Here is a 22,559-nt window from a genome sequence, read left to right on the forward strand (position 1 = left end):
CTCCTTTACGGGGTCAATTAAGCCCCAGAAAAACAATACAACCTATAACCTATCTACTCTGTGACTATCTATTTATTCTACTGATAATCCAGAGTTTTCACCAACTATCATTGAACAATTATCGTATCATCTCCTTTTAATTTCAACCTCTATTGGCAAGTCTTCTTTAACTCCTTGTTGACTATCTTCAAAAATAATCATGCCTCGATAAAAACCTTCGCTTACTTCTTTAGGTATCTGTAATCTAAAAATGAAATTCTTCTCGCGGGCCGAAGGAAGCTTTAAATTTGTATATACTAGTTCAAACCAATCTTTTATCTGGCCGCTAGCTGATAATTTCAAGTTTAACTCTTTATCTAGACGATTTAAAAGAGTGTATTGTTGACTACGCAAAACGCCACTTACAGTTTCGATTTTTATATCTTTTGGTATTACTTCTAAGGCCGAAAGCAAATTGCCTTGAGATTCTTGGCCGAATTGAGCAACTTTTACTGAAAAAGGAAACTCCTTAACTAATCTACTCGGGCCACGATAGCTAAGACGCAGCTGAGCAATATAATCACCGGCAGCTAATGTATTTGGAAAATGACCAATGAAGTATCTTCCAGCATTCGCATAAACCATGCCCTTCCCGGATCTTAGGGTTACTTCTCCTTTTCGCTTCTTATCTTTAGTCATTATTAAAACTGTGGCCTCACCGCGAAAATGAACGTTTCCAGTATTTTTAACTAAGGCTGCAAAAAAACTCCCTTTCTGATTAGGGAACTCCTTAACTACTTTTCCTTTTAATCCGTTCGCCTCTACCTCAGTTAAACTTTTAGAATCAATTGGTCCAGAAAAATAAAAAAAATCGTTAACCTCAGCCTGTTTTATTAAAGGTTTACTGCCCTTAACCGTAATCTGCAATAAAGAGGCTAGACGAAAAGCAACCTTTAACCCCTTTTGAGTGGTCTCTTCTTCACCAATTGGCTCAAACATTACTGCTGCGTAATAGCCACCAGAAGGAGTTCCAGCCGGAACTCTTAGCCTTAAAGGTATTTTCTTGGTAGCTAAAGGTTTAAGGCTTATTATCTTATCACGCACCTCAATCCAGTTTCCAACACCTTTAGGGTCATCGCTAGGTTCAAGAAAAACTAACTCCCCATCCTCGCTCATGTATACTGTCTCGATATAAACCTTAGCCTTTAAGTTCCCATCAGACCCAGAATTAGTTAATCTCAAGATAAACGATCTTGAACCTCCAGGATTCGATATAATCTCCAAGCTCGGGGGCTTAACTACCAAAGAAAAGCCTTGAGCCTGATAAGGCCCAATTAGACAAAAAAGAGTCAAAATTATGAGTAATTTTCGCATTTTATTAGTCTTTATTCTTAACTCATTATATACCAATGATTTATAATTGTCAATTTAAAGCTAAAAATTGAAATTAGCTTGTTTTTTCAAACAAAATATGTTACAGTTGAGATGGTTCATTTGATAATTAGTTTTCCTTTGATAAAGGCAAATTTCGAGTGATCGAAAGACGCAAAGCCACCTGTCCTGATTAACAGGAAAGAGGGGTTACCAAAGAACGTACTCGAAACCCTAAGATTTATTGCCTTAGGGTTTTTTTATTAACCCTTCAGTCAATATTGCCTGAAGGGTTTTTTAATTTAAAGACGATGAAAAACACAAGTTTCTACACAAGACGATTTAAAGGGTTGATGGCGCTAGTATGCGGGGTTTCCGTGGTTGTGGGGGCATTTTTGGCCAATCCTTGCTATGCCAAGGAAAGTAAGAGTTTCAGCATCTCGATAACTATTCCCAAAATCATAGAACAAGTAAATAAGCCTCTTAATCCCCCTCTTCTGAGAGCAGAAGAGCCTGAAGAAAAAGACACAGGGGAAAGGGACAAAAAAAACGAAGTCGAAGCCGACGAGAGCAATTCAAACAAGCTAGACTACCCTGAAGGCTACACGATAATCGTTAAAACTATTGTCCAAGAGCCTTAATTGTAACCTAACCCAACCTGAATTTAATCAAGGTATAACTTATTAGGTTTGGAACAAAGTTAAAGTAACCTGTCCTAAATAGTCACCAGCTGGCTTATCCAAGCCAATTGGCAATACTCCTGGTGCGTCATTAGCATCGCCGGTACCAATGCCATAGAAAATTCTCAACCAACCACCAGCAAGCTCAAGATTAGTATAATCTATTCCATCACTGTTAAGATAACTATACTTATTCAAATCAATAGCTGACTGTGGCCCCGTCTGCTTAACAAACACTACGTTGATATTCTGATCTAAGGTCTCCGTTCCACCAGTTCTTACTACTGATGTCCTGGTATGTTGTATGGTCCAGCTAGGAACATTAGCAGTAATTCCGACGTCTACAGCATAGGTAAAGTCAGACCTAAAAACATTATATTGAGAATCCAACCAAAGTTCTCCAAAGTCAACATTTCCAGCCGGAGACCAATTAGCACCAGCAATCTTGCTAATATCAACGTTAAACCCGTTCTGTTGCGGTATGTTGGCCTTGACATCATACTTGTCGGTTTGGAGGGCCGTTTGAGCAAAGCTAGTAAAAGCTAAGCTTAATGCTACCAAGAGCAAAAGACTGATTTTGTAACTTTTTCGCCACATAACTACTCCTTTTTTTGTCTTGTCCGATTTCTGGACACTAAATATCAATAATCTCAAAAAACCCTTTAAAATAAGACTAAAATCAACGATGCTAGAATACTGTAAACGCTTTCATTAGAATATAACATGGTATCCTAAAAAAAACAAGTCTAATTTTATGTTATATTTAGGAGGTAGTTTAAGAAGGAAAACTCTCGCTTGTTGAAGGAAATTGGCCATTTTTTACATCCTGAATAAACTTTAAAGTAGCCGAATGCACTTCCTGGCCTAAACTTTTATAACGCCGGACGAATTTAAGTTCTTTGCCCGGATAAAGACCAAGAAAATCATAAAGAACTAAAACTTGACCATCACAATATTTACCAGCCCCAATGCCAATGGTCGGAATCTTTAAACTTTTAGTAATCTGACGACTGACCGACAAAGGTATACACTCTAAAACTAAACTGAAAACTCCTAAATCCTCTAAAAGCTTTGCCTGGTTAAATAAATCTTTAGCTGACTTATCATCTTTACCCTGAACCTTATAGCCACCGAGAAGATGAGCAGTCTGAGGAGTAAGTCCGATATGACCGACAACCGGAATTTTATTTTTAATTAATTTTTTTACTACCTGGGGACATTTACTAAACCATTCAATTTTAACTGCATCAGCCCCATGAGCAATAAACTTTTTAGCATAATAAAGGCATTTAGCAGGATCTTTCTGGTAACTAGCATAAGGCATGTCAGCAACTACTAAGGCTCGGGCCACCCCCCTAGCTACAGCTTGTGTATGATTAAGCATCTCAGCTATAGTTACTTCACGAGTTTCTTTTAATCCCAAAACAACATTAGCTAAAGAATCTCCGACCAAAATTATATCTATACCCGAAGCATCCAAAATCCGGGCAAAAGAATAATCATAGCAAGTAAGCACAGTTATCTTCTGCTTAGCTTTCTTGGCTAGAATATCTTTAACTTTAACCTTATTCATAACTAGTTACGATTCCTCCCTCTTCAACAATAAATATTTTCGCTAATGAGGGATTTTTAATCAGAAATTTCTCTATACCCTCTCTGCCACTTATAAAAAAGGCCGTAGCCAAAGCATCGGCCACAGCGCAACTCTCGGCAATCACACTAACACTTATAATATTGCTACTAGCCGGATATCCGGTACGTGGGTCTATTAAATGAGAATAACGCTTTCCGTTTCGATCGAAAAACTGCTCATAATTGCCTGAAGTAGCTATTGACTGATTAACTATTACCTTAGTTTCAATTATCTGACCACGTTCTCTGGGGTCTCTCACTCCAACCTGCCAAGGTTTAGCGTATTTTTTACCTAAACAATACATATCGCCGCCAGCATTGATTAAGGCCGACTTCACACCCTTTGCTTTTAATTTTAAAACTGCTTTATCAACCATATAACCTTTAGCGATAGCGCCCAAATCAATGACCACGCCTTTTTTATTTATTTTTATGGTTTGGTTCTCAAGATCAATCTCAAGGCCGCTAATTCCGCCTAAATCCCTAATCTGTTCAATCAAAGTTTGCGAAGGTAGTGACGTTTGATCTGTTTTCTTTATTAACCTTTTCCAAAATTTATACAAAATACCCCGACTCACATCAAAGCTACCTTCAGTCAAATCTGTTAACTTTTTAGAAAGCTCTAAAATCTCGATTAAATCGTCTGAAGCCTTAAATGGCACAGCATAAGTTCTGTTAAAAACTGAAATCTCTGATTCCGAATCAAAAGCATTAAAAATCTTGTTTAATCTCCTAAACTCACTATAAACAATATTTGACGCCTCAGGATTAGGAGATGTTACCTCTAGATAAGTTCCGGCAATTACAAACTTATTTTTATATAGTGGCTTAGAGCAAGCAACTAAAAAAATTAATAGAATTAAAACTAATAGTTTTCTAATCATGAGTTTTGTTTTAAACCTAAAAACAGGAAAATCACTTGCCTTTCCATTGAGCAGTTGCCTTATTCTTTATGCCACCACGATTTGAAAATTCACCAATTATGATGATTTCATAAGGATTTAAAACAACTTTTAAATCCTCAAGAATTTTATTAACCGCATGTTCATTGTAAACTTTTACACTCCGAAAAGAATAAAGATAATATTTTAAACTCTTCAACTCAATAAGCTTGCGACGGGGAATGTAGCGTATGGTTAAATTGGCAAAATCAGGTAACCCGGAATAAGGACAGATGCAGGTAAACTCATCGGTAGTTGATTCAACGGTTATTTTACGCTTAGGATACTCATAATCAATAACCTGTAAGATACTAGAATCTATATCTTTCGGCAAAAAAGCTTTACCAGCTGTCTTTTTAGCCTTCTTTTCACACTGATCTTGAACTCTATCTTCGTAAATCATCGGCAGTATTATATCAGATTTTTGGAAATAGGTGAAAACAAAACCTTTTATCTTTTTTTAAACAGTCTTTAATGCACTTCAACCCGCTCATAAACCGGCTTAGCCCATTTACTTAAGCAATCAGTATCAAAATGATAAGCGGTAAAGCTCCTCAAGATAGACAATATCTCTTCCTGACATTTAACCGGAATTTGCAAACGGTTAACCATAGTAAATTCGCTATTTTGTATATAGCTAATGCAGCGCGATGCCTGATGGCTCAAAATCCGGACATCTCTAACCTGACTGCGGCAACCCGGGCAAACAAACCCCCCCTTAGAGACACTAAAAGTATTCTCTTTCTCTAATACTCGCTGACAACTAATACAATGGTTAAGTTCTGGTTTGAATCCCGATAAAGTTAAAAATTTTATTAAGAAAACATAAAAAACCATAGATTCTTTATCATTCTCTAGTAAATTTAAGCAATTTCTCAATAAGTTAAAAACGTAAGGATTACTATCCCAAATCTGGGTTACCTTATCGACAAAATTGAATATCTGTCCGGCTATTTTTGCTTTTTCCAAATCTGAACCCAAATAACTATAACCGGATATCATATCCACATGAGAAACAAGCCAGATTTCGCTTTTTTTAGGATAAAAAAGAAATTCGTTAAGGCTAAAAATATCTAATGATGATGAAAATTCACGTTTATTAGTATAAAACCCTTTTAAGATACCACGGATCTTACCAAAACGCTCAGTATAGATAGTAGCGATTAGACTGGTTTCACGAAAATTGTACCTTTTTAAAATAAAGCCTATGTCTTTTTTAACCATAGTTTTTCCATTAACTCTTTCTGCTTTTTTTCGATCAAATCGCGCTTTTTCTTGCTACGATCATCATAGCCAATAAGATGTAAAATTCCGTGCAAGCAATAGAGCAAGACCTCTTTCTGCCAATCAACCTTTAAACTTTTAGCAACTTTTACCGCCTCCTCGACTGACACTACTATCTCACCCAAATAATCAGGATCTAGAGGATCAGAAAGATCAAAACTAATAACATCGGTAGGGGTTGTTTTTTTTAAATAACGCTTATTTAAATTAACAATAAAAGCGTTATCAACTAAAGTTAAAGATATCGTTTTACTAGGGATTAACAGAAGACCGGCTGCTTTTTCTAAAGATTTACTAAGAGTTTTAAGATTTACTCTCTTTATTTTTTGACGGTTTGTTATTTCGATTTTCATCTTTAGGGTAGTTCACGCGAGTGTGAAATATAGCATTTAAAATGCGGGTAAAACTTTGGGTAATTTTTTCAATATCTCTTAAAGTAAGATTACACTCATCCAATTCGCCTTCCATAAACCTTTTCTTAACTACCTCTCTGACCATTTCCTCTATCCGAGCCGGGGTCGGCTCTTCAAGGGTTCGCGATAAAGCCTCAATCGTATCAGCTAAAGCCACAATGGCAGTTTCTTTAATCTGAGGTTTTGGCCCCGGATAACGATATTCTTCTTCATGCTTTCCTTCTGGTTCAAGTTCTTTGGCCCGCTGGTAAAAAAAATAAACTAAGGTTCGTCCATGATGTTGGGCAATAAAATCAATAATTTTAGAATTAATTCGGTATTTTTTAGCCAGATCAATCCCATCTTTTACATGGTTAAAAATAATCAACTTACTCATTGAAGGCTTAAGATTTTTATGAACATCACGATAACTAATTAGATTTTCTACAAAATAGTCGGGTTTTATCATCTTGCCAACATCATGATAATATGCACCGACCCGAGCGAGCAAAGGATTCGCGCCGATAGCTTCTGCAGCAGCTTCACTCAAATTAGCAACCACCAAAGAATGTTGATATGTGCCTGGAGCTGCTAAAATTAACTTCCTTAATAAAGGGTGATTAAAATCAGACAACTCAAGCAAAGATACATTAGTAACAACTTTAAATACATATTCAAAAACCGGCTGAAACAACAAAACGATTCCTGAAGATATAACACCATTGAGCACGCAAACCTTAAGTAAACTTAAATCAATACCCGATAGAACAAAAAGATTCTGTTCCCTTTCCATAAGAAAGGCTATCAAAAATTGAATAATTCCGGCAATTAGCCCCGCCTTAATAATCTGAAAACGCCGCCGAGCTCGATAGCTAAGCATAGCCGCAGACAGTGAACCAATGAAAAGACTAATTCCTAAATTAAAATTTCCTCCATCGATTCCGGCGCTTAAAGCCGAAATAAAAATAATAAACAACAATGATAACTCTAGGTTGTTGAACAAAAGAGTAATCAGTATTGCAAAACCAATAGCAATAACGCCATAACCGGAAATTGGGAAAATTACAATGGTCAGGAGCGGTATCAATACAGCAATCGCAGCCAATATTGATAAGTCCAAATAATTAGGCAGGTTGTTTATCTTTCTTAAAAAACTGGCATAGATAAAAAGAACTAAGGCTAAGGCCAGAAAAGAAAAATCAATCGAGTAGATAAAAAAAACATAGCCAACAATCGAAAAAAAAGTTATACCAATAATAGAATTATCAAAGTTAATCCCTTTTTTAGCTATGGTAATTTTCATAAACTAAACTGCTCTTTAAACTAAAAACTGTTAATCCAAAGTGGGTATTTTCAGCTTAACACCAGGATATACCTTATTCGGACTCTTTAAAACATCTTTATTCACATCATAGATAAAATTCCACTTTCTGGTAGTTCCGTAAAATTTATGAGAAATTTTCTGAAGAGTGTCGTTCTTCTTAACCTTATATAATGTATAAGCTTCATCTGTCGACTCAGCGTCAGACTCATCTAACTGATCCAAAGTAACCACTTCGACGTCAACCTCAGCATCGGTGGTTTCTTGATAAAGCGCATCATCTTTCTGAGCTTTACTTTTAAACGATCCAAACTCTACTTCGACAACTGATACTTTCCGATTCGGACCTAATTTACTTTCTTTAGATTCAACCTCAGCATCTCCAAAAAGAACCCCTTGATTTCCATTAACTTCGGTATCTATTCGGGGCTTTTCGATCTCATAAGTCCGCACAGTCATGCAACCAACTAAAAAAACAACGCTTAATAACACTAAAATATTTCTCATCACTACCCCCTCTTTACTCTTTTATCTATTCTGTTTATTCTTCTTTGAGACACTCTATATTAAGTTCCTTTAACTGCTTCTTTGAAACCTGACTTGGAGCTTCAGTCAAAGGACAAATACCTTTTTGAGTCTTAGGGAAAGCAATAACTTCCCTGATACTTTCTGAACCACTTATTATAGCATAGAGTCGGTCAAGACCAAAGGCAATACCGCCATGAACCGGAACGCCGTACTTAAAAGACCTCAATAAAAAACCGAACTTACTCTCAGCATCTTCTTTAGAAATCCCTAAAATACTAAAAATTTTCTGCTGCAGTTCAGGACAATGTATCCTTATTGAGCCACTACCTAGTTCCTGGCCATTTAATACTAAATCATAAGCTCGAGCTCTCACCTTTGATAAGTCTCCATCAAGAAACTTCATATCTTCAGTATTAGGCGAAGTAAACGGATGATGGCTCATCTGCCAAGACTTATCTTCCTGATTAAGCTCAAAAAGCGGAAAGTCAACAACCCAGACAAAGCGATAATCCCCTTCACCGACATCAGGCTTATCACTCTTATATTTTTCAGCTGCCTCACGATGAGTAATACGCTTAAAAGGAGTTTTGATCTCAACTCCCAAAGCTTTAGAGAAAACTTCAGCAAACATTCTCTCGACTAGCGAAAAAATATCATCCTCCTCGATGAAAGATAATTCCATGTCCAACTGCGTAAACTCCGGCTGGCGATCCTTACGCAAATCTTCATCACGAAAACAACGAGCAATCTGATAATATTTATCAATACCCCCGACCATCAAAATCTGCTTAAAAAGTTGCGGTGACTGAGGTAGAGCGTAAAATTTACCTTGCTGGAGACGACTAGGCACAAGATAATCCCTGGCTCCCTCAGGTGTTGATTTATTAAGAAAGGGAGTTTCAATTTCTAAAAAATCTTCTTTGTTCAAAAAGCTTCTAAATTCCTGGTTAAACTTGTGTCTTAACTCAAGTTTTTTCCTAACTTCTTCACGACGTAAATCAAGATAACGATAACGCAAGCGGGTTTCTTCACCAATTTCAGCCGTGCCATCAAGCTCGAAAGGCAAATCCTGAGCCTTGCCAATAATCTCTAGCTGCTCAGCACAAACTTCAATAAGCCCAGTAGGAATATTAGGATTTTCGGTATTTTTCGGTCTTAAACCAACTTTACCGATAATTTTTACCGAATCTTCATTACGTAATTTTTTTGCTTTCTCATAAGTTTCCTGATTAGGTTTGGGTAAAAATATCACTTGGGTGATTCCATAACGATCACGAATGTCGATAAAAATAAGCTTACCATGATCGCGCCGTGAAGCAACCCAGCCACAAAGACTTACTTCTTGATTGATATTATCATTATTTAATTGACCGCAGGTGTGAGTTCTGAGCATAAATCTCCTATCTTTACTTGTTTTTGACTTCCTTTTTCCATATCCTTTAAAAGCACGCAACCTTGCTTAAATTCATCATCGCCGACAATTACAACGTAGCGTGCACCATTTTTCTGAGCAAACCTTAATTGGCCTTTTAAAGATTTCTGACAATAATCATAGTCAGAGATTATCCCTTCTTTTCGTAAACTATTCAAGATTTTAAAAGCCGGTTCTCTAAGATCTTCTCCGGCAATAGCTATAAAAACATCAACTTTAGGCTGATCATCTTTTTTATCTAAAGCCAAAAGTATTCTCTCAACACCTAAAGCAAAACCGATGGCTGGCTTACTTGGACCACCTAAAGCATCAATTAGGTTATTATATCTGCCTCCGGCTCCAATCGCACTCTGAGCACCCAGCCTAGAAGAAGTAATTTCAAAAACCGTGTTCGTGTAATAGTCGAGTCCACGAACCAAATAAGGCTCATGAACATATTTGACGCCTAAATCTTTAAGTAAATTTGTTAAATTTTTGTAATTTTTTGAACAATCAGAACAAAGATGATTGCTTGACCCATCTTGTCCAATAAAGCTTTTAACTTGCTTACGGCACTCTTCTTTTTTGCAATCTAAAACTCTTAAAGGATTAACCTCTGATCTCCTAAGGCAATCTTCGCAAAGCTGCTTTTTAGCCTTAGTTAAACTCTCTTTGAGTAAACGGCTAAATGCGTCCTTATCCTTCTTACAACCTAAAGAGTTTATCAGTAACTTTTTCTCCTTGATCCCAACTGAATCCAAAATCTCTAAACTCAAAAGTATCATCTCAGCATCAAGATAAAAACTGTCTGAGCCAATAGCTTCGGCACCTAAATGATGAAACTGGCGCAAGCGCCCCTTCTGGGGACGTTCGCCACGAAACATTGGACCGACATAAAAGAATTTATGAAAATCGCTTTTTTTATGCAGTGAGTTCTGAAGATAATATCTAACAACTTGGGCAGTGCCTTCAGGGCGTAAAACAACATCCTTACCCTCTATCTTAAACATCTGACGTTCAACAATATCAGTACCTTGCCCTACCCCTCTAATAAATAAATCCTTCTCTTCCAATAAAGGCAGGATAATTTCCTGATATCCGTACAAACCGAATATTCTCTGAGCTTCATCACTAATGGCTCGAAAAGTTAAGGCTTGAGAAGCATCAAAATCTAAAGTCCCGCGTATATTATTATACGTCTTCTTCACTTATTTTTTCCTCCTGTAAGATTGCGGAAAGGTACCCGTGGGAGGGAGCTGCTGAGGTTCATATTAGGAAGAGCTACTTTATGTGCTTTTTCATTTCCAGGCCAGGCTTAAAAACAACAGTCCGTCTCTCCGGAACAGGCACGACCTCTCCGGTTTTCGGGTTTCTGCCAATTCTTTTTTTTCTTTTCTTGACCTGAAACACCCCAAAATTCCGCAGCTCAATCCTATTGCCAGCCTTAAGGGCTTCTAAAATGGCATCAAAAGTCCTTTGGACCACTTCCTTTACGACTACCTGCTTTACCTCGGTGTCCTGGCTGATTTTAAGAACTATATCGCGTTTTCTCATACTCTAAGTCTATCAACCTCAAGTCTTAGTGTCAAGAATAAATTTCTCTGAAAAACCTTAAAAATTGGCTTTTTTACCAATTTTCCTTTATAAAACAAGGGATAAATTATCACTACCGACCACCGAAGAGACCTCTTTTAAGGCCTGCTCGTTAACGGTAATACTAAAGGAATTGGCAGTTTTAACCTTAACCCCGCCGAATCTAGGATCCTTGAAAGAAAAAAGAATCGGGACATCGCCCTTATTATCAGTAAAAACTTTCTTTAGCTTATCTAGCGGCAAACCATTACCTTCAATAAAAATATTCATCTGCTTAATACTATCAACTAACTTATCTACCGGTATAATCTTAGAAGCTAATATCTTAGGTACTCGTTCTTTAGACTCAACTTGACCTTTTAAAGTTATAACTATCTTTTCTCGTAGGTACATTCCGGCCTCCTCAAAGAGACGCGGAAAAACAAAAACTTCAATACTGCCGGTTTCATCTTCGATCTTTAAAATGGCCATTCGCTGGCCTTTCTTGCGAGTAGTAATCAGACGTAGCTTCTCAATCACCCCGCAGACTATCACTTCCTGACGCATTGGACGCTCATAGAGCGAAGAAATTCTTTCTCGTTTAACATAATTAATAACATCCGAATAAGAACGCAGAGGGTGCCCGGTTAAATAAATACCCAAAAGCGACTTTTCAAAGTTTAAAATCTGGGAAATCGGCCACTCTTCAACATCAGGAATTGTTTCATCTTTAGGCATTTCAAAAAGCATAAGTTGAGAAGCATCTCTTTTTTTACCACCCTTTTCCAATAATCTATCTAAAAGCGCTACCATCTGAGCACGTTTTAATCCAAAAGAATCCATAGCTCCTACTTTTACAAGGCTCTCATTAACCTTTTTATTAACTACCCGCGAATCCACTCGCTCACAAAAATCAAAAATACTCTCAAACTTAGCCTCTTTTCTCATAGCAATAATACTTTCTAGGGCTACTTGGCCTACGTTCTTAATTGCCAAAAGGCCAAATCGAATATTGTTATCATCAGTTACCGTAAAATTAGCAAAACTAGTATTTATATCCGGAGGAAGAACTTTAATTTTCATTTGAGCCGATTCATTAACATACTCAACAATCTTATCAGTATTATTACGCTCGCTAGTTAAAAGAGCAGCCATAAACTCAACTGGATAGTTTGCCTTTAGATAAGCTGTACGATAAGAAATCATGGCATAGGCAGCCGAATGACTACGGTTAAATCCATAACCGGAAAAATAATCGATCAAATCAAAAATTTGGTTAGCGATTGAAGCCGGAATTTTATTCTTAGCACAACCCTCCATAAACAAATGTCGCTGCTCATCCATAATTTCAGGAATCTTCTTGCCGATAGCCTTACGCAAAAGATCGGCCCGGGACATATCAAATCCAGCCAGCTTTGAAACTATTTGCATAATCTGCTCTTGATAGAGAATTATTCCATAAGTTGTTTTTAAGATTGATTCGAGAGCCGGATGAATATAGGTAATCTGTCTTTTGCCCTGTTTGCGGTTAATAAAATCATCAACCATGCCGCTGCCTAAAGGTCCCGGACGATACAAAGCTAAAACAGCAATTAAATCCTCAAACTTAGTTGGAATCATCTTAGTTAAGATGCCTCTCATCCCTCTACTTTCAAGCTGAAACACTCCAACTGTATCGCCCTTAGCCAGGAGTGAAAAGGTTTTTTTATCATTAAGTGGAATCTTAGCGATATCTACGTCCTTACTTTTAGTTCGCCTGATAATTTTTACGGTCTCTTCAATTACAGTAAGAGTCTTAAGGCCTAAAAAATCCATCTTAAGCAATCCGGTCTTCTCAAGTGACCCCATATCAAAACCAGTAACCGTCTCACCATCAGAACCTTTGATTAAAGGCACTCTTTCTATTAAGGGCCGATCAGATATCACAACTCCCGCCGCATGGGTTGAAGCATGTCGCGAAAGACCTTCCAACTGCATAGCCACATCAATAAGGCGCTTTATCCGAGCATCAGCATCGTAGGCTTCCTGAAGTTCCGGACTTAAAGATAAGGCACCTTTTAAAGTTGTGTTTTGACCAGGGGTATAAGGAATCATCTTGGCTATTCTATCGACTTCGGAATAGTTTAATCCCATAACCCTACCAACATCTCTAACTACGGCTCGGGCTAACATAGTTCCAAAAGTAATAATCTGGGCAACACAATCCTTACCGTATTTTTTTGCTACATACTCTAAAACCTGAGCTCTTTTTTCATAACAAAAATCAATATCAATATCAGGCATTGAAATTCGTGCTGGGTTCAAAAACCGCTCAAAAAGAAGCTGATAAGCCAAAGGATCAATATCGGTTATCTTCAAAAGATAGCTAACAATACTTCCAGCGGCCGATCCTCGACCGGGTCCCACTGGGATATGATTCTCTTTAGCAAATTTAATTAAATCCCAAATAATTAAAAAATAGCTGGCAAAACCAGTTTTCTTAATTACACCCAACTCATAGTCCAAGCGATCCTTAACTTCTTTATTGACTTTAGGATAACGTTCACTTAGATTTTGAACGCAAATTTTTTTAAGATAGTCTTCCTCGACTTCGGTTTCCGGTAAAGGAAAATGCGGCAAGTGTATTTTAGAAAAATCCATAGTCAGATTACACTTTTGAGTAATCTCTAAGGTATTTTTTATAGCCTGGGGAATTTCTTTAAAAAGATCCTTCATCTCAGCAGGCGTACGAAAATAAAACGTATCGCTATTGAATTTAAAACGCTTAGGATCAGATAACATCCCCTGGGTCTGGATAGCTAAAAGTGCCTCATGAGCAAAAGCTTCTTCTTTCTCTAAATAATGGATATCGTTAGTAGCTACCAAGGGTATTCCCAGCTCTTTTGAAATCTTAACTAGTTCAGAATTTATTTTCTTCTGCTCGTCAAGCCCATTCTCCATAACTTCAAGATAAAAGTTACCTTTACCAAAAATATTTAAATATTTATCAGCACACTTGTAAGCACCTTTTAGGTCACCGGAAAGAATATAAGAAGGAACCTCTCCCTTAAGACAAGCACTAGAGGCAATTAAACCCTTGCTATGTTGTGCCAGCAGCTCATGGTCAACCCGAGGCTTATAGTAAAAACCTTCTAAATGAGCTAAACTTACCAGCCTAATGAGGTTAGCATAACCTACTTCATCTTTAGCTAACAAAATAAGGTGATGATTAGTGTCAACACCAGGCTTATATTCACGGTCGAATCGCGAACCAGCAGCAACATAAACCTCACAACCAATTATCGGCTTAATCCCGCGCTTAACGCAAAGACTATAGAATTTTATTGCCCCAAAAATATTCCCATGATCAGTCATGGCTAAGGCTGGTAATTTAAGCTGAACTGCTTTATCGACTAGACGACTTAAGAGGCAGGCCCCATCTAAAAGGCTATACTGAGTATGTACATGCAGATGAACAAAATCGGAATGTTCCATTATTCCCACTCGATAGTGGCTGGAGGCTTTGAACTAATATCGAAAACTACTCGATTTATTCCTCTTACTTTATTAATTATCGAATTTGAAATCTCATCTAAAACTTCATAGGGAAGCTTAGCCCAATCAGCGGTCATGCCGTCAGAGCTAGTCACTGCCCGTAAGGCTACCACATGCTCATAAGTGCGCTTGTCCCCCATGACTCCCACCGTTTTTAAAGGCAAAAGTACACAAAAAGCCTGCCAAGTTTCGTTATAAAGACCACTTTTTCTCATTATTTTTTCAACAATTGCATCAGCCTCTCTTAATATTTTAAGCTCGCTGGCTTTGACCTCTCCAATAACCCTCACTGCTAAACCAGGACCGGGAAAAGGTTGCCTTTGGATAATCGTCTCTGGAAGTTCGAGAATTTTAGCGATTTCTCTAACCTCATCTTTAAAAAGCAAGCGAAAGGGCTCAATCAACTTTAACTTCATATCTGAAGGAAGTCCGCCGACATTATGATGAGATTTTATCCGAGCAGTCGGGCCGCCGAACAAAGGTATCGATTCAATCACATCAGGATACAAAGTTCCCTGAATAAGAAACTCAACATTCTTTATCTGCCTTGCCTCTTCCTCAAAAATTCGAATAAATTCATAGCCGATAATCTTACGCTTCTTCTCAGGATCAACGACCCCTTTTAACTTTTTCAAAAAGGAGGAACTGGCATCAACATAACGCAGGTCAATCTTGTAATGGTCTCTAAATATTTTAATAACTTGCTGAGCTTCGCCTTTACGCAACACTCCGTTATTTACAAAAATACACTTAAGCTTTCTGCCCACCGCTTTGCTAATTAAAACTGCAGCGGTTGAAGAATCTACTCCTCCGCTTAAACCACAAATAACATTCTTTTTACCAACCTTTTTCCTTATCGATTCTATTTGTTCGGATATAAAGTCTTCTAGCTGCCAGTTAGCAAAGCAATCACAAATTCTAAATAAAAAGTTAGAAATAACCTGAATACCTAATTCGGTATGAACCACTTCCGGATGGAATTGAACCCCATAGATCTTTTTCTTTGCATTACCGATTGCGGCAAACTTTGTGCTAATCGTATGAGCTAGAACTTTAAAGTCTTTGGGTAAGCTTAAAACCTTATCGGTATGGCTCATCCAAGAAGTGATTTTAGCTGCCAGCGAAAAGAAAAGGTCCTCATGCTGATCAATATACATCTCAGCTCGGCCATATTCTCGCTTCTTTGACTCGCCGACCTTGCCGCCTAAAGTTTTAACAAAAATCTGCATACCATAGCATATTCCTAGAATTGGTATACCTAGTTCAAGGATTTCTTTCTTAATCTTAGGAGCTTTCTTTTCATAAACGCTATGCGGACCGCCGGAAAGGATAATTCCTTTAGGTTTAAGCTTCTTGATCTTATCAATCGCTATATTGCAGGGCTCAATTACACTGAAAACTTTCAGCTCTCTAACTCTTCTGGCAATAAGCTGCGTATACTGCGAACCAAAATCAAGAATTAAAATCGTGTCTTTTTTCATTTGCCCATACCAACTCTCTGGGAAGCTTGAAAAACCTTTCCTTCAGTTTGGATTGAAGGAGCAATAATAATCTCAACGAAGTGCATTTCTTTAATGTTTTTTGCGCCTAAAGAGGCCATTGACGTTGAAAGCGCGCCCATAATGTTTTGTGACCCATCATCAACACTAGCTGGGCCAAAAATAATCTGTTCTAAGCTTCCGGTCACGCCAACTTGAATTCGAGTTCCTCGAGGAAGGTTGCCATGAGAAGTGGCCATCCCCCAATGGAATCCCCTTCCTGGTGATTCTTCTGAACGAGCAAAAGCCGAGCCAATCATCACACTATCAGCACCGCAGGCAAAAGCTTTACAAACATCTCCACCTCGACTCATCCCACCATCAGTAATAATCGAAACATACTTTCCGGTCTTTTGAAAATAAAAATCTCTAGCTGCAGCACAATCAACTGTTGCCGTCACCTGGGGGACTCCGATACCCAAAACACCACGAGTCGTACAAGCAGCTCCGGGGCCTACGCCGACTAAAATACCGGCACATCCGGTTTCAAGAAGCTCTAAGGTAACATCATAAGTTACGCAATTACCGACAATTACCGGGATCTTCCTTTGCTTGCAAAACTTTTCTAAATTTAAAGGTTTATATTTAGTGGCAATATGCCTGGCTGTAGTGACAGTTGATTGAACCACAAAACAATCTGCTCCGGCTTCCTCAGCTAACACAGAAAATTTATCGGCATTCTGTGGAATGCAACTTACTGCCGCATAGCCGCCAGACTTCTTTATTTCCTGAACTCTTTTTGCGACTAGCTTTTCCTTTATCGGGGTCGTATAAAGCTTCTGAATAAGATTAGTTGCCACCTGGGGGTCAGTATTTGATATTTCCTCTAATACTTCATCAGGGTTATCGTATCGGGTTTGTACCCCGTCTAAATTTAAAACTGCGATTCCTCCCAAGCGTGACATCTCAGAAGCGAATTTTACTCCAACCACTCCATCCATTGCCGCCGCTAATATCGGAACTGCAAACTTTTTCCCATTAAAATCCCAAGAAATATCTATTTCTTCAGGATTTAAAGTAATATTTCCCGGAGCAAGGGCAATTTCATCAAAACCATAGCACCTACGAGCTCTTCTTCCTATACCAATCCATTCAGCCATAATTAACCTCCTTTAATAACCGTGTTGATCGCGTATTTTCTTTTCCAAAGAATTTGCCGCAGCCGTTGATATTAGCTGAAGCTTATTAATATATTCTTTTACTTTTGATCTATCTTTTTTCTGAGCATTAACGTTAGCTAAGGTAACATAACACTGCGCCCTTAAAATATCAAAATTCTTAGGAGCTGAGCCAATCATCATGAGAGCTTCCTCGGTAGACTCAATGGCAGCATCATAATATCCCTTCTTAGCATAACTCAAACCCATCATGTGCTGAGAACTAACCACCCCTTCTGTGGCGTAATAGTATTCCTCGCTTCCCTTTTCAGTTTTAGCTTGAGCTTTTTTAAAATAATCGACTGCTATCCTAAATTCACTATCTAGAATCGCCTTTTCGCCAGATTCAGTCAAATCAGCAACATCCATTTTAAGCTTACCATAAATCCGTTTCTGATCATCAGGACTATATACTCTTTGCTTATATATTTCATCTACATGCCACTCGTCAACATAGCCACCAGCTTGCTTTCTGTAAGGCTTTAATCTAGCTAAAAAGGTATGACTAATTACTAACCCCAAATCAAGCGCCTGATCGCAATACCTAATTGCCATATCCGGCTGGTTATTTTCTAAATATATATGCGAAAGATTTAAATAAGCATGAGCATCATAAGGGTTAAATAAAATAGCCTTTTTAGTTTCATCAACTGCCTCTTTGAAATTCTTTTTCCGATAATGGGCCCAACCAAGGTTTTTATGGGCCATAGAGTAATCTGGCTCTAATTCTATGGCTTTTCTTAATATTTTAATCGCATCATCAATTTTGTTTATCTTTTCGTAAGCTGCTGCCAAGTTACTGTAAGCAATGGCTTCTCTAGGAGCAACCTCAATTGCCCTCTTAAACTCTTTAATCGCTAGCTGACTTCTTCCTTGCTGAAAATAAGTTGCTCCGAGCTCGTTATATAAATGTATATTACTCGGATCAATAGCTAAAGCCTTCTTTAGTTGAGCTACGGAATCATTTAACCTCCCAGTCGATGCGTAAAGAGCCGATAGATAGATATGGCCATCAATAAAGCTAGGGTCAGCCTCAACGGCCCTTTCAGCATAACGTATTGCCGCAGCTGAATTCTTTACATACATTTCATCCTTAGCTGATAAGAAATAATTGTAGGCTTTGCTTAACTTAGTAGCAAAGTCTCCCATGCTCATCCTTGAAGTAGAATTAAAAAAACGCTTAACATCGTTAATTGGAATAGCAAAGTTAACATTCTGACCTTCAGGTTTGATAAAGGTCGTTATGCCTACTACCTGACCAGAAACGTCGAAAAGCGGCCCACCACTGTTTCCCGGAGATATCGGCGCACTAAACTGCAATGCGTCTTGACCGGAGAATAAACGCTTGCCGCTATAAAGACCTTCAGTTATTGAATATTCTAAACCTAAAGGGGCCCCGATAACCAAGACTTTACTCCCTGGCTGTAAATAATTGGAATTTCCTAAACTAACCGTAGACAAACCACTAACACCTATCTTAAGCATGCAAATATCCCTAACCACATCATAGTAAGCGATTTCGATTACTGGATAAGTGCGGCCATCCTTAAGTCTAACCTCTATATCTTCAGCCCCGCCAACAACATGAAAATTAGTTACGATTATTCCATTTGAATCGACGACAAACCCGCTACCCTGACTTCTACCATGAGCCGACATTGCCGAAATAACTACAATTGCTGGAGAAACTTGCTGAAACACTTCGGTCGGAGTTTTTTGTAAAATAATCGTTGGCTGCCTTTCTAAATCTGGATATGAACTACCACTCGAACCAGAATCAATTCGCTCAATCTTATCGCGATAGTATTTAATCATTATTCCGTCGATATCGACACGAATTGAATCGCTATTTTGCTCAACGATTCTCCCCCGAACTACCTTCCCGTTTTTAAGATAAATCGTCTCGGAGAAACTCGAAGTTACGAATAAAACTGTTAGCAATAAAACAACTATTACTTTTTTCATAAATTTTTGATATCTTCTGTCTGGGCAACCCCTAGTTCACTCATAAACTTATCGATAGCCGCAGTTTCCTCAAGATCATCAATAAGTCTTTCCTTAAAAACAATCTCTTCTCCTTTAAGAATAAAATTAGAAAGGGCCTGGGCTTCATCTCTAACATTATCCTGGTCATGAACAAAAAAATGCTCCTGGTTTATGCCTTTCCTAAGAACATCTCCTAAAAAATATAAACTTTTATATTTAGTCAAAAAGTTGTTAACTATCACTATCTCTTCTTCAAAAAAATCATGATTAGCAATAAATCCACTATCAATGAATACTAGCTGTGAAGAAAATACTTTCAATGGCAAAATTTTAACCGCCTTAACCATACCTTCTCCAACTGCCTCCTCAATATTAACGCCAAGGTAAAATTTCACCTTTTTAGCCTCTAGCAACTCAATAAGCTTCTCCTTGTGGCCATTAAGAAAATCCAAATTATCAGCTACCAAATTAACTTCCTTGCCTAAATTAATTAAAGAGATGACCAATCTGATCCCCAACCAACTCGAAACACAAACTGTTGCTTCATGAGATATACGCAAAAGATCCTTTAATTTTAATGGGTCTATCTGAGAAAGATAAAAAAATCCTTCCCGATGATCACCCTTAACCTCTATTTTTCTTGATTTAAGGCCTGTGGCTAAAACAACTGCTTCATACTCACAAGGTTCGGCTTTCTTGAAAAAAATCCGTTTACGATTAGGATTAATTCTCTCTACCTGGGCCTGGATAAATTCAATATTTAATTTATTGGCCCATTCCGCTAAATCAATCCGACGAGAAATATCTCCAGGATGAGTTATCACTTCAAGCCTAGAAAAATAATACTTATTTTTATCAATCAGAGTAATCTTTAAGGTAGGATTTCCTGCGCGCAGTTTTTCGGTAAAAGCTAACCCTGATAAACCTGCTCCAATAACAGTAATGTTTTCCATTCTATTTTTTCTGACTTTTCGCTGCTGATACTAAATTAGCAAATAAAAACATTGTAGTCAATCTACCTACACCGCCGGGAACCGGCGTAATAGCCAAAGTCTTTTCTTTGGCTTTATCGAACTCGACATCCCCCACGGTTTTTCCGTTCCTTTGGCCAGTACCAACATCAATTACCACAGCCCCCTCTTTTATCCAGTCAGCCTTAATCAACTCTGGGACCCCGGCTGCTGAAATCAAAATATCAGCATTAGCTATATAGAAAGGCAAATCCTCTTTCTTAGTTGCCTTGTGAACAATAGTTACCGTAGCAATCTCATTAGCTAAAAATAAAGTCAAAGGTTTGCCAATAAGTGAAGAAAAACCGACGATTACAACTCTTTTTCCTTTAAGCTCTACTTTGGTTTCCTTAAGTAGCTCAATAACACTAGCAGCCGTGGGTGAGATAAACTTATTTTCCCCGCTAAAAAATCTACCTAAATTTAATGGATGCATCCCCTCAACGTCCTTATCCGGATCAAGCAAAGAGAACACTTCCTGATCATTCCAATCCGGAAATAAAGGTTTATTTAAGATTATCCCGATTACTTTTGGATCATTGTTTAATTTTTCTAGTTTAGATTTAAGATCTGCCAATGAAACTGCTGGGGATATAATTGGAAAGTCTACACCTAATTCTTCGGCTAACTTCCTTTGGGCTTGATAGTATTCGGAGGTTTTTTGAGCTGTCAGTACTGAGGCTAAACAGAGCTTGCCCACAGACTCTAAGTCTATCTTGATTTGTTTTTTTAACCCCTCACAAAGTTTATCAGCGTGCAAAATTACTGACATTTTCTTAAAGCCTTTTTCAATTCTCCTAGATGCTTATTCTTTTTGCCAAACATCTTAGAATTAGCCTCTAAATTGGAAATACAACCAAAGAGAGTTATCTTTACAAACTTTAAACCGATATGGAAATCGCTAATTATACCTTTTTTTATACCAGATTCCATAGCTTTCGCAAGCGAAAACACCTGCTGGCAATTTTTTGCTAGGTCAACGATCATCTTCTCGCTAATACAAATATTAGCTAAACGCCTGGCCCCTTTACTATTCATGATTTTTTCGAAAAGATAAGCGTCCTTATCAACATAAATGTAGGCCTTATTTCTTAAATTTTTTAAAATAATTATTTGTTTTTTAAATTTTTTAGGATCGGAATAATTAATCGCCTTTTCGATCAAGCTAACCCCCAGGCAAAAAGCTAAAGAAACCGCGCTGCCGCCTCCAGGAGATGGTTTTCGTTTCCCTAAATCATTCAAATAAGTCTTAAATTTAGCTCGATAGGTTTTCATTTTAATGAGACTTGGTTTTTTTGAAATTACTATTTTAAAAAAGCCTTAGTCGAATTAAAGCTCCTTCTGTGCAGTGGTGATAATTGATATTTTTTTATCAACGAAAAATGCTCACTTGTAGGATAACCCTTATGCTTTGAAAAGTTCCACTCCGGATATAAAAAGTGAGCGGTCTTCATCAGATGGTCTCTAGTTACTTTAGCCATAATTGATGCACAAGAGACCTCTCTAACTTTTCTGTCTGCCCCTTTCATGCACAAATAATCCAACGATAAATCAGTACGAAAAAGGGGTCCGTCGATGATAAACTTTGCCTTATTTAAAGCTGGTGAATCTTTCAATAAAGATCTTATTGCTCGATTGAAAGCTAAAAAAGTTGCCTCAAGAATATTAAACTTATCAATTTCGCTAACTTCAGCTATCCCAACCCTAAACTGAGAATTTTCAATTAACCAGGAAAAAGCTTCTTCTCTTAATCTAGCGCTGAGAAGCTTGGAATCTTTAACTTCAAAAGGAGGATCTTTCCTAAGATGTAAAGCGCAAGCGACCACTACTCCGGCCAAAGGACCTCTGCCTGCCTCATCTACACCAACAATCATTATGCTGCTGTAGCTCGTTTACCAATTCTTCCTCGCAAATAATAGAGTCGTTTCCTACGTGGCCGACGACTACCTTGTTTAACTAGTTCTATCTTGTCGATATTCGGAGAATAATAAGGAAAAGTTACCTCATAAGCCTCTCCGTAAGCCAGCCTCCGCACCGTGAAAGTTTTACGATGCATTGCTCCTTGGGTTTTTATTACCACTCCCTCAACCGGATGCAAGCGCACCTTATCTTTCTCCCTAATCTTATAGTAAACTTTAATAATATCACCTGCCCTAAAAACAGGATGATCCTTTTTTAATGATTCCTTTAGCTCTTTCTCAACCATAAATAGTTTATCCATCG

General features: G+C 37.8%; 22 protein-coding genes and 1 riboswitch. Of the genes, 1 reads left to right on the top strand and 21 read right to left on the bottom strand.

The annotated features are described in order from the left end of the window. Positions 1 to 126: 126 nt before the first annotated feature. Positions 127 to 1,353, bottom strand: coding sequence for a hypothetical protein (locus K9L86_08155; protein MCF7908823.1), 1,227 nt, complete (start codon positions 1,351 to 1,353; stop codon positions 127 to 129). A 136-nt stretch (positions 1,354 to 1,489) separates the two neighbouring features. Further along, positions 1,490 to 1,568: riboswitch (cyclic di-GMP riboswitch) on the top strand. Positions 1,569 to 1,661: 93 nt separating this feature from the next. Between K9L86_08155 and K9L86_08160 the strand changes: the two genes are divergently transcribed. Further along, positions 1,662 to 1,991: a hypothetical protein gene (locus K9L86_08160; protein ID MCF7908824.1), complete on the top strand. Its 330-nt coding sequence runs from the start codon at positions 1,662 to 1,664 to the stop codon at positions 1,989 to 1,991. Between the two features lie 42 nt (positions 1,992 to 2,033). Here K9L86_08160 and K9L86_08165 read toward each other — a convergent pair whose 3' ends face one another. From K9L86_08165 to rplS, 20 genes are all read right to left on the bottom strand, one after another. Then, positions 2,034 to 2,627 (bottom strand): hypothetical protein, encoded by a 594-nt coding sequence (locus tag K9L86_08165; protein MCF7908825.1) that lies wholly within the window; start codon positions 2,625 to 2,627, stop codon positions 2,034 to 2,036. A gap of 178 nt (positions 2,628 to 2,805) precedes the next feature. Further along, positions 2,806 to 3,603 carry a 3-methyl-2-oxobutanoate hydroxymethyltransferase gene (gene panB / locus K9L86_08170; protein ID MCF7908826.1) on the bottom strand — a complete coding sequence of 266 codons (798 nt, stop codon included), beginning with the start codon at positions 3,601 to 3,603 and terminating at the stop codon, positions 2,806 to 2,808. Then, positions 3,596 to 4,546 carry an FAD:protein FMN transferase gene (locus K9L86_08175; protein ID MCF7908827.1) on the bottom strand — a complete coding sequence of 317 codons (951 nt, stop codon included), beginning with the start codon at positions 4,544 to 4,546 and terminating at the stop codon, positions 3,596 to 3,598. Before K9L86_08175 ends, panB begins: the two co-directional genes overlap by 8 nt. A gap of 31 nt (positions 4,547 to 4,577) precedes the next feature. Beyond that, positions 4,578 to 5,006, bottom strand: coding sequence for a preQ(1) synthase (gene queF, locus K9L86_08180; protein ID MCF7908828.1), 429 nt, complete (start codon positions 5,004 to 5,006; stop codon positions 4,578 to 4,580). A 68-nt stretch (positions 5,007 to 5,074) separates the two neighbouring features. After that, positions 5,075 to 5,827: a DNA repair protein RecO gene (gene recO / locus K9L86_08185; GenBank protein MCF7908829.1), complete on the bottom strand. Its 753-nt coding sequence runs from the start codon at positions 5,825 to 5,827 to the stop codon at positions 5,075 to 5,077. After that, positions 5,809 to 6,240: an rRNA maturation RNase YbeY gene (ybeY, locus tag K9L86_08190; protein ID MCF7908830.1), complete on the bottom strand. Its 432-nt coding sequence runs from the start codon at positions 6,238 to 6,240 to the stop codon at positions 5,809 to 5,811. Before ybeY ends, recO begins: the two co-directional genes overlap by 19 nt. Next, a complete protein-coding gene (locus K9L86_08195) occupies positions 6,191 to 7,582 on the bottom strand; it encodes an HDIG domain-containing protein (GenBank protein MCF7908831.1) in 1,392 nt (463 codons plus the stop codon). Before K9L86_08195 ends, ybeY begins: the two co-directional genes overlap by 50 nt. A gap of 30 nt (positions 7,583 to 7,612) precedes the next feature. Beyond that, entirely contained in the window at positions 7,613 to 8,059 is a 447-nt protein-coding gene (locus K9L86_08200) for a LysM peptidoglycan-binding domain-containing protein (GenBank protein MCF7908832.1), read from the bottom strand. A gap of 82 nt (positions 8,060 to 8,141) precedes the next feature. After that, entirely contained in the window at positions 8,142 to 9,521 is a 1,380-nt protein-coding gene (gene aspS, locus K9L86_08205) for an aspartate--tRNA ligase (protein MCF7908833.1), read from the bottom strand. Next, positions 9,491 to 10,747 (bottom strand): histidine--tRNA ligase, encoded by a 1,257-nt coding sequence (hisS, locus tag K9L86_08210; protein MCF7908834.1) that lies wholly within the window; start codon positions 10,745 to 10,747, stop codon positions 9,491 to 9,493. The genes aspS and hisS overlap by 31 nt, the downstream gene beginning before the upstream one ends. A gap of 73 nt (positions 10,748 to 10,820) precedes the next feature. After that, positions 10,821 to 11,093: an integration host factor subunit beta gene (locus K9L86_08215; protein ID MCF7908835.1), complete on the bottom strand. Its 273-nt coding sequence runs from the start codon at positions 11,091 to 11,093 to the stop codon at positions 10,821 to 10,823. An 87-nt stretch (positions 11,094 to 11,180) separates the two neighbouring features. Continuing rightward, positions 11,181 to 14,585, bottom strand: coding sequence for a DNA polymerase III subunit alpha (locus K9L86_08220; GenBank protein MCF7908836.1), 3,405 nt, complete (start codon positions 14,583 to 14,585; stop codon positions 11,181 to 11,183). Next, complete coding sequence (gene guaA / locus K9L86_08225; protein MCF7908837.1) at positions 14,585 to 16,126, bottom strand: glutamine-hydrolyzing GMP synthase; 1,542 nt, start codon at positions 16,124 to 16,126, stop codon at positions 14,585 to 14,587. The genes K9L86_08220 and guaA overlap by 1 nt, the downstream gene beginning before the upstream one ends. Further along, positions 16,123 to 17,283, bottom strand: a complete 1,161-nt coding sequence (locus K9L86_08230; GenBank protein MCF7908838.1) for a GuaB3 family IMP dehydrogenase-related protein — start codon at positions 17,281 to 17,283, stop codon at positions 16,123 to 16,125. The genes guaA and K9L86_08230 overlap by 4 nt, the downstream gene beginning before the upstream one ends. Positions 17,284 to 17,295: 12 nt before the next feature. Next, positions 17,296 to 19,305, bottom strand: coding sequence for a tetratricopeptide repeat protein (locus K9L86_08235; GenBank protein MCF7908839.1), 2,010 nt, complete (start codon positions 19,303 to 19,305; stop codon positions 17,296 to 17,298). Then, positions 19,302 to 20,279, bottom strand: coding sequence for an NAD(P)/FAD-dependent oxidoreductase (locus K9L86_08240; GenBank protein ID MCF7908840.1), 978 nt, complete (start codon positions 20,277 to 20,279; stop codon positions 19,302 to 19,304). The genes K9L86_08235 and K9L86_08240 overlap by 4 nt, the downstream gene beginning before the upstream one ends. A 1-nt stretch (position 20,280) precedes the next feature. Next, entirely contained in the window at positions 20,281 to 21,108 is an 828-nt protein-coding gene (locus K9L86_08245; GenBank protein MCF7908841.1) for a bifunctional 5,10-methylenetetrahydrofolate dehydrogenase/5,10-methenyltetrahydrofolate cyclohydrolase, read from the bottom strand. After that, positions 21,099 to 21,611, bottom strand: coding sequence for a cyclodeaminase/cyclohydrolase family protein (locus tag K9L86_08250; GenBank protein MCF7908842.1), 513 nt, complete (start codon positions 21,609 to 21,611; stop codon positions 21,099 to 21,101). Before K9L86_08250 ends, K9L86_08245 begins: the two co-directional genes overlap by 10 nt. 29 nt (positions 21,612 to 21,640) lie before the next feature. Beyond that, complete coding sequence (locus K9L86_08255) at positions 21,641 to 22,210, bottom strand: ribonuclease HII (protein ID MCF7908843.1); 570 nt, start codon at positions 22,208 to 22,210, stop codon at positions 21,641 to 21,643. Next, positions 22,210 to 22,557, bottom strand: a complete 348-nt coding sequence (gene rplS, locus K9L86_08260; protein ID MCF7908844.1) for a 50S ribosomal protein L19 — start codon at positions 22,555 to 22,557, stop codon at positions 22,210 to 22,212. The genes K9L86_08255 and rplS overlap by 1 nt, the downstream gene beginning before the upstream one ends. Positions 22,558 to 22,559 lie beyond the last annotated feature (2 nt).

Source organism: Candidatus Omnitrophota bacterium (genome assembly GCA_021735655.1).
GTDB lineage: Bacteria > Omnitrophota > Gorgyraeia > Duberdicusellales > 4484-171 > JAHKAJ01.